Genomic DNA, 6,275 nt, shown 5'->3' on the forward strand with positions numbered 1-6,275 from the left:
GAAGCGGGACAATCCCGCCGCTACCGTGGACTAATTTTGCACCGCCGCTCTCAATGGCTTGCCGATCGAGAGGGTAGTTCCAGGCGGGACGGGCTATCGCGAATATCGCGCCCAGATGGGAGAGATAGTTGGAGACGGTCTGCGGTTGCACGCCGGTCTCGAGCTTCTCGCGCGCAAATGCGACAATGTCGGTACTCGTGATAGAGGCGCATGTCTTGTCGGCGATGTCGAAGTCCTTGATGCTCTTCAGTACCTGCGTTTTCGTGCGGCCGATCTTCTTGTTGCTTTCGCGAATATACCGATCTATCGCGTCCGAAAGTTTTGGGATTCGATTGTCGTTGGGCTTGGCTTCCAGCTCGGATTCCAAGGCACCGGGCTGCCCAAGTTGCTCCTCGCGTTGTTTGAGCCAGGCGGAAGCGGTTGATCGACGCTCGAAGGTCTTGTTCTCACGAAGAAGGATCCGGCCGCCGCGCTTTATGACAATCTGTGCGAGCCATGCTACAGAGCCATCCTTGCGAGAGCGCTTTACGATGGTGCCCATATCGGTACAACATTTCCATCAGCGGTACAACATTTGTTGTACTTTCTGCGAAAAACGGTACAAAAAGTGACGAAATGAGGCAAGAGCAAAAATGAGTGAAAAGGCCTAAGTAGTGGAAAAAGAAAGGAAATCGCAGATTGTCGCATCTCGGCGGTTTGCCATTGCGCCCATGATGGACTGGACGGATCGTCACTGCCGGTATCTTCACCGGCAGTTGACCTCGCGCGCGCTGTTGTTCACGGAAATGGTGACCAGCGCGGCTCTGGTGCATGGGGATGCTGAACGGTTGCTTGGGTATAATGACAGCGAACACCCGGTTGCGGTTCAGCTTGGTGGGTCCGATCCGATTGAGCTGGCCCAGGCCGTCAGGATTTGCGACCGGTTCGGGTATGACGAAATCAACCTCAATGTCGGCTGTCCGTCCGACCGGGTGCAATCGGGACAATTTGGCGCCTGTCTAATGGGCGTCCCGGGGTTGGTGGCCCAGTGTCTGGTGGCCATGGCGGATGTGACCGATACCCCGATTACGGTAAAATGCCGCATCGGGATTGACGATCAGGACATCGAGGCCGACCTCGACCGTTTTGCCGATGCCGTGCTTCCGACGGGCATTGAGGCGCTTTACGTCCATGCCCGCAAAGCTTGGCTCAAGGGACTTTCGCCCAAAGAGAACAGGGATATACCGCCCCTCAATTATGATCGCGTGTATCGACTGAAACAGCGCTTGGGCGATTTTCCGGTCATGATAAATGGCGGCATCAAGTCGCTCGATGAGTGCGAAACTCACCTTCGGCACACCGACGGCGTGATGCTCGGCCGCGCCGCATATCATGATCCAATGATTTTGGGCGTCACCGACGCAAAAATATTCGGCGAGAAGCGAGCTCCAGCGACGCTCGACGATATCGAGACGGCCATGACCGCTTATGCGGAAATCGAGCTGGGCAAAGGCACACGCCTCAACCAGATCACCCGCCACATGCTCGGGCTGGCCAATGGTCTTCCCGGCGCCCGTCGTTTCCGGCAGATTCTGAGTGTCGAGGCTTGCAAGCCTGGGGCAGGGCCAGAAGTGATTGCTGCGGCATTCGCCCAGATTGATCGGTCCGCCGGCGTTCGCGTCGCGTGAGCCCGATCACGCCGGCTTGCGCGCCACAACGAACAACGCCCGGTCCTTGCCAGGCTTCCAGCGATGGGCGATTTCAAAACCGGGCAGCCTGATCCTGGCGATGACCTCTTCGGTGCTCATGACCTTGAGGATCGGAAGCAGGCCCGTCGCACGGCCGATTGGGGCCAACATCTTGAAATATCCCATATTGTCGCCTAGGCACGCCGTGCTGGAGACGAAATATCCCCCCGGCGCCAGCATGCGGTAAACCTTGGCGATAACCGCATCGGGGTCTTTGAGCAGATGCAGAATACTAAGGCCGAGTACCATGTCATAGGGCCGGTCGGGGATAGCCAGAGTGGTGATATCGGCACGCTCGAAAGTGATGTTCTCGACACCCGCTTCGTTGGCACGCTGCCGGGCCTTTTCGAGCATGCGCTCGGAAAAATCGATCGCCCGTATGTGGGCCACGAAGGGTGCATGCCGTATAGCGGTGCCACCCGTGCCACAGCCGAATTCGAGCAGTTCCATATCGGGGCGCAAATAGTCTTGAGTGACCCGAAGCTTGGTTTCGTAGTCCTCTACATGGGTGATCGGCAGACGCGCGTATTTGTCTGCGGTCCTGTCCCAGAACCTGCTTGTCGCAGCCATGGTGCCCCTCGAGCCGGTTTGACGTTGAACAGATTACTTCAGTCATGCTCATAGAGAAATTGCCCAATTTTGCACGAGTGTTATACATTCCTGCATGAGCGCAACGCTATCGGGCCTTGACTGGAATCAGATGCGGGCCTTCCTCGCAACCATCGAGGCGGGATCGCTGTCGGCTGCGGCCCGGGATCTGGGGCTGACACAGCCCACCCTGAGCCGGCAGATAGCCGCTCTTGAAGCCGATCTGGGATTGCTTTTGTTCGAGCGGGTGGGGCGACGGCTCACACTGAGCGAAGCGGGGCGACAGTTGGCAGAGCATGCGCGGGCCATGGGCGCTGCGGCCGATCGGTTGGCGATAACGGCGTCCTCGCAATCCCAGGTTCTGGAAGGGCGTGTGCGGATCACCGCGGTCGACATCCTGGCCGCCCATGTTCTGCCGCCCATTCTGCAGAAACTCTATTCGATCGCACCGGGAATCGAGGTTGAAATCATTGCCTCCAATTCGGTCGACGACCTGATGCGCCGCGAGGCCGACATTGCAATTCGGCACGTTCAGCCCGACCATGACGATCTCATCGCGCGCCGATGCCGCGACACTGAACTTGCGCTCTATGCTGCGACATCGTTTATCGAAAAATTTGGACGCCCGGCCCAAGCCGGCGACCTCGCGGAAGCGCCGTTTATCGGTTATGCGCCCGACGATTCGGTCGACCAGGAGCTTAACAAGCGCGGCATACCGGTTACCCGCGGCAATTTTCGCTGGCTATGCGTCAGCTCACTCGTGGGATTGGAGTTGATCCGGCGCGGATTGGGGGTCGGGCTGACATTTAAAGACGCTGCCGACCAGTTCTCCGATCTTGAGCGCGTTCTTCCCGACATGGAGCCTTTGCGGGCACCGGTATGGCTCACCGTGCATCGGGAATTGCGTACCAGCCCGCGCATCCGCATCGTATTTGATGTACTGGCCGAAGCATTCGGGTTGGGCGCCGAAGCTAATCGTGCAACTCCAGCGAATCCTGACTGACCGTGTAACGCGACAGGGTTTCCAGGAACGTCATGCCCAAAAGTGAGGTCTCGAGCGCGTTGTCCTCGACCACAAAGGCGCGGATATTGCGCCGGACAATGTTGCCCACTTCGATCTGATCGATCCGGATCGATGCTGCGGTGCCGGTGCCGTTAGCGGTCTGAACGGGAATGGTATAGCGCAGACTTTTCGTATCGATGCCGGCAGAAACCGCATCGGCATGGGAAAGGACGACGGCGCTGGCACCGGTATCGAAGATCATGGGCACCTCGGTGCCATTGATGGTGGTATCGATGCTGAAGCTGCCGCCGAACGAGCGGGAAATATGGACGTTTCCCGTCTGCGGGTCGACGATGGCGGCACCCGGCTGCAGGGCGCCGAAAACCCGCTGACCCATCCGCTCGATATCACCGCGATAGGTATAACCGAGCACCAGAATCCCGCCGATTGCGATCCAGATGACGAACCCTGAAAGGATTTCGCCGAGCTTGTGTCGGCGTCCCACCACCGCGCTGGCAACAAGCGTTCCGATCACAACGAGCGGTATCGCACTCGCCGTCTGGGTCTGCGTCAGTCCGAAAACCGCACCAGCGTCGGCGCTGATGGCGACCGCAAGGCCGACCACGATCAGAATGGCGAAAGCAACAAAGAGCATGGACCGTCCAAATGGGTTCAACCGGCGATCATAGTCATAAAGGCTGCCAATAGGGCAATTTCAAGCAGCGCCTGCAAAGCACCGATAAGATCGCCTGTCTGGCCGCCGACCAGCCGGTCACAAAGCCGTGTCCACCCAAGGGCAACGACCGCAGCAACAACACCTGCGACCACAAGGCCCAGAGGGGATACGAATGGAACCGCCAGTAGTAGAGCAACAACGAAAGCAACAACGAGCCCTAGACCGAAAGCGTTCCGGGAAAGCCGGCCCGCCGAAGCTGAAGCACCCGCGGTGCGGGCGGGTGGCAGGGCCATCGCGACATAAAGTCCGCCAGACCGGGCGAGCAGCCCTGCGGCCAGCCATAGGGCTGCGACGGCAAGGCCGCCATGAACGGCGAGCGCGGAAAGCGCTGCAGCCTTGAGGCCGACGATAAACACAATGGTCAGCACGCCATAAGTGCCGTGGCGACTGTCTTTGAGGATTTCCAGCCGGCGCTCGGCCGTGTTGCCACCAAACAGCCCGTCGGCTGCGTCGGCTGCCGCGTCCTCACGCATGGCGCCCGTCACGATGGCCGAGCAGGCGGAAGCGGCAATTGCCGCAAACAGCGGTGAAATACCGCCCACAACGCCGAGCAGCAGCACGCAGGCAGGGCCAAGCCCGATCAAAAGACTGGCGAGGGGCAAGATGCGTGCAATGCGATCGAGATTGGGCACGGTGTGTAAACGCGTGCCGGTCGGCAGGCGTGAAAAAAAGCGCAACGCCATGACCAGATCGGAGGTCAGATCAGCGCCATGACGAGAAGACTCGTCGTTCGAAGAGCCACCCTTGTTGTCGGCATCACTCAATTGCGTTTTTCCTCTTTTCGTCCCAAAAGGAGCACCCTCATATCATCCGAATCCGGGAGCGACCATGTCTGCCCAAGTCTTCACCGATTTCCATGATCTCCTGATGCTTGGCCCGGACGGCGACGAGGCGGCGGTCGCGGCGGTACGGGTACGCGACGCGCAATTGACCAAACCCGCCGGATCGCTCGGCGAGATGGAATTTCTGGTTGAGCATTTGGCCCGCTGGCAGGGCAAACCCGAGCCTACGTTTGAAGATCCCATGGTTGCGATTTTTGCCGCCAATCACGGAGTGACAGAGCAGGGCGTATCGACATTCCCGCGCGATGTGACAAAGCAGATGGTCAACAATTTCACCAAGGGCGGGGCGGCGATTTCGCAGATTTGCGCCCTCCATGAAATCAATCTGCGGGTGTTCGAGTTGGCGCTGGACGTGCCGACCGGGGATATCACGGTTGTGCCCGCAATGGACGAGCGCACCTGTGCTGCGACCATTGCCTACGGCATGGAAGCCATTGCGGGCGAGGTCGATCTTCTGTGCATCGGGGAAATGGGAATCGGAAACACCACCGTCGCTGCAGCAATCTATGCGGCCCTTTATGGCGGCGCGGGCGCCGACTGGGTCGGACGTGGCACCGGCGTTGACGATGCGGGCCTCAAGCGCAAGGCCGATGCCGTCGACCGGGCGCTGGCCCGCCATGCGGGGCGGCTCAATACCCCCTTTGAGATTCTCGCCAATCTGGGCGGACGAGAAATCGCCGCCATGGTTGGGGCCATCATCGCCACCCGCCATCAGAAGGTGCCATTGATCGTCGATGGTTTTGTGGCCACGGCCGCTGCTGCCATTGCCCACGCTGTCAATCCCGCTTCGATCGATCACTGCCTTTTCGGTCACGTTTCGGCCGAAGGCGGTCATGCACGGGCACTCGAAAAGATGGGCGCAAAGCCGCTGCTCGGCCTGGGTATGCGGTTGGGGGAGGGGAGCGGTGCCGCGTTGGCCGCCGTTCTGTGCAAGACGGCCCTGCATGTGCACAAGAACATGGCAACCTTTGCTGAGGCCGCCGTAGACGAAAAACTGAGCTGAGCGGAACTGCGAAATCCTCTTCGACTGGTGCTTTTCGTGCTGGTGCGTAACCCGATAAGTGATGGCCATTCTGACGGAGAAATGCCATGTACGCGCTTTATATAGCCAACAAGAATTATTCCTCCTGGTCGCTGCGGCCTTGGGTTCTGCTCAAAACGCTCGGGATCGATTTCGATGAGCGCTTCGTGCCCTTTCTCCAGGGCTCCAGCTATGAGGAATTCCGCAAATTTTCCCCGACCGGTCTCGTGCCGTGCCTCGTGGATGGTGATTTGACGGTCTGGGATTCGCTGGCGATCACCGAATATGTCGCCGAAGATTATTCCCAGGTTTGGCCGGCGGATCGGGCGGCGCGCGCCTGGGCGCGCTCGGCAGCGGC

General features: G+C 59.4%; 7 protein-coding genes and 1 pseudogene. 4 read left to right on the forward strand and 4 right to left on the reverse strand.

The annotated features are described in order from the left end of the window. Window positions 1-541, reverse strand: a pseudogene (locus AACZ55_RS15195) (hypothetical protein); the annotation flags it as partial. Between the two features lie 112 nt (window positions 542-653). Between AACZ55_RS15195 and dusA the strand changes: the two are divergent. After that, window positions 654-1,667, forward strand: coding sequence for a tRNA dihydrouridine(20/20a) synthase DusA (dusA, locus tag AACZ55_RS15200; protein ID WP_339647465.1), 1,014 nt, complete (start codon window positions 654-656; stop codon window positions 1,665-1,667). Between the two features lie 6 nt (window positions 1,668-1,673). Here the strand turns inward: dusA and AACZ55_RS15205 are convergent, their stop codons facing one another. Further along, complete coding sequence (locus AACZ55_RS15205) at window positions 1,674-2,297, reverse strand: methyltransferase domain-containing protein (protein WP_338607278.1); 624 nt, start codon at window positions 2,295-2,297, stop codon at window positions 1,674-1,676. Between the two features lie 94 nt (window positions 2,298-2,391). On the opposite strand from AACZ55_RS15205, the gene AACZ55_RS15210 reads away from it, so the two are divergent. Then, window positions 2,392-3,318 (forward strand): LysR family transcriptional regulator, encoded by a 927-nt coding sequence (locus AACZ55_RS15210; RefSeq protein WP_339647466.1) that lies wholly within the window; start codon window positions 2,392-2,394, stop codon window positions 3,316-3,318. On the opposite strand, the gene AACZ55_RS15215 is transcribed toward AACZ55_RS15210, so the two are convergent. Continuing rightward, window positions 3,287-3,973 (reverse strand): TIGR02281 family clan AA aspartic protease, encoded by a 687-nt coding sequence (locus AACZ55_RS15215; protein WP_338607276.1) that lies wholly within the window; start codon window positions 3,971-3,973, stop codon window positions 3,287-3,289. The genes AACZ55_RS15210 and AACZ55_RS15215 overlap by 32 nt on opposite strands. 17 nt (window positions 3,974-3,990) lie before the next feature. Further along, window positions 3,991-4,818: an adenosylcobinamide-GDP ribazoletransferase gene (locus AACZ55_RS15220; RefSeq protein ID WP_339647468.1), complete on the reverse strand. Its 828-nt coding sequence runs from the start codon at window positions 4,816-4,818 to the stop codon at window positions 3,991-3,993. A gap of 64 nt (window positions 4,819-4,882) precedes the next feature. Here AACZ55_RS15220 and cobT point away from each other — a divergent pair, with 64 nt between their 5' ends. Together cobT and AACZ55_RS15230 are read left to right on the forward strand one after the other, a co-directional pair. Next, window positions 4,883-5,899 carry a nicotinate-nucleotide--dimethylbenzimidazole phosphoribosyltransferase gene (cobT, locus tag AACZ55_RS15225; RefSeq protein WP_339647470.1) on the forward strand — a complete coding sequence of 339 codons (1,017 nt, stop codon included), beginning with the start codon at window positions 4,883-4,885 and terminating at the stop codon, window positions 5,897-5,899. Between the two features lie 86 nt (window positions 5,900-5,985). Continuing rightward, window positions 5,986-6,275, forward strand: a 290-nt coding sequence (locus AACZ55_RS15230; protein ID WP_339647472.1) for a glutathione S-transferase N-terminal domain-containing protein, incomplete at its 3' end; no start/stop codon positions are given.

It is taken from the genome of uncultured Pelagibacterium sp. (genome assembly GCF_963972885.1).
Taxonomy (GTDB): domain Bacteria; phylum Pseudomonadota; class Alphaproteobacteria; order Rhizobiales; family Devosiaceae; genus Pelagibacterium; species Pelagibacterium nitratireducens.

What these genes read in the sequence shown, in the direction of transcription:
- AACZ55_RS15205 (WP_338607278.1), bottom strand. Translation starts at nt 2,297, where the DNA reads ATGGCTGCGACAAGCAGGTTCTGGGACAGGACCGCAGACAAATACGCG.
- AACZ55_RS15210 (WP_339647466.1), top strand. Translation starts at nt 2,392, where the DNA reads ATGAGCGCAACGCTATCGGGCCTTGACTGGAATCAGATGCGGGCCTTC.
- AACZ55_RS15215 (WP_338607276.1), bottom strand. Translation starts at nt 3,973, where the DNA reads ATGCTCTTTGTTGCTTTCGCCATTCTGATCGTGGTCGGCCTTGCGGTC.
- cobT (WP_339647470.1), top strand. Translation starts at nt 4,883, where the DNA reads ATGTCTGCCCAAGTCTTCACCGATTTCCATGATCTCCTGATGCTTGGC.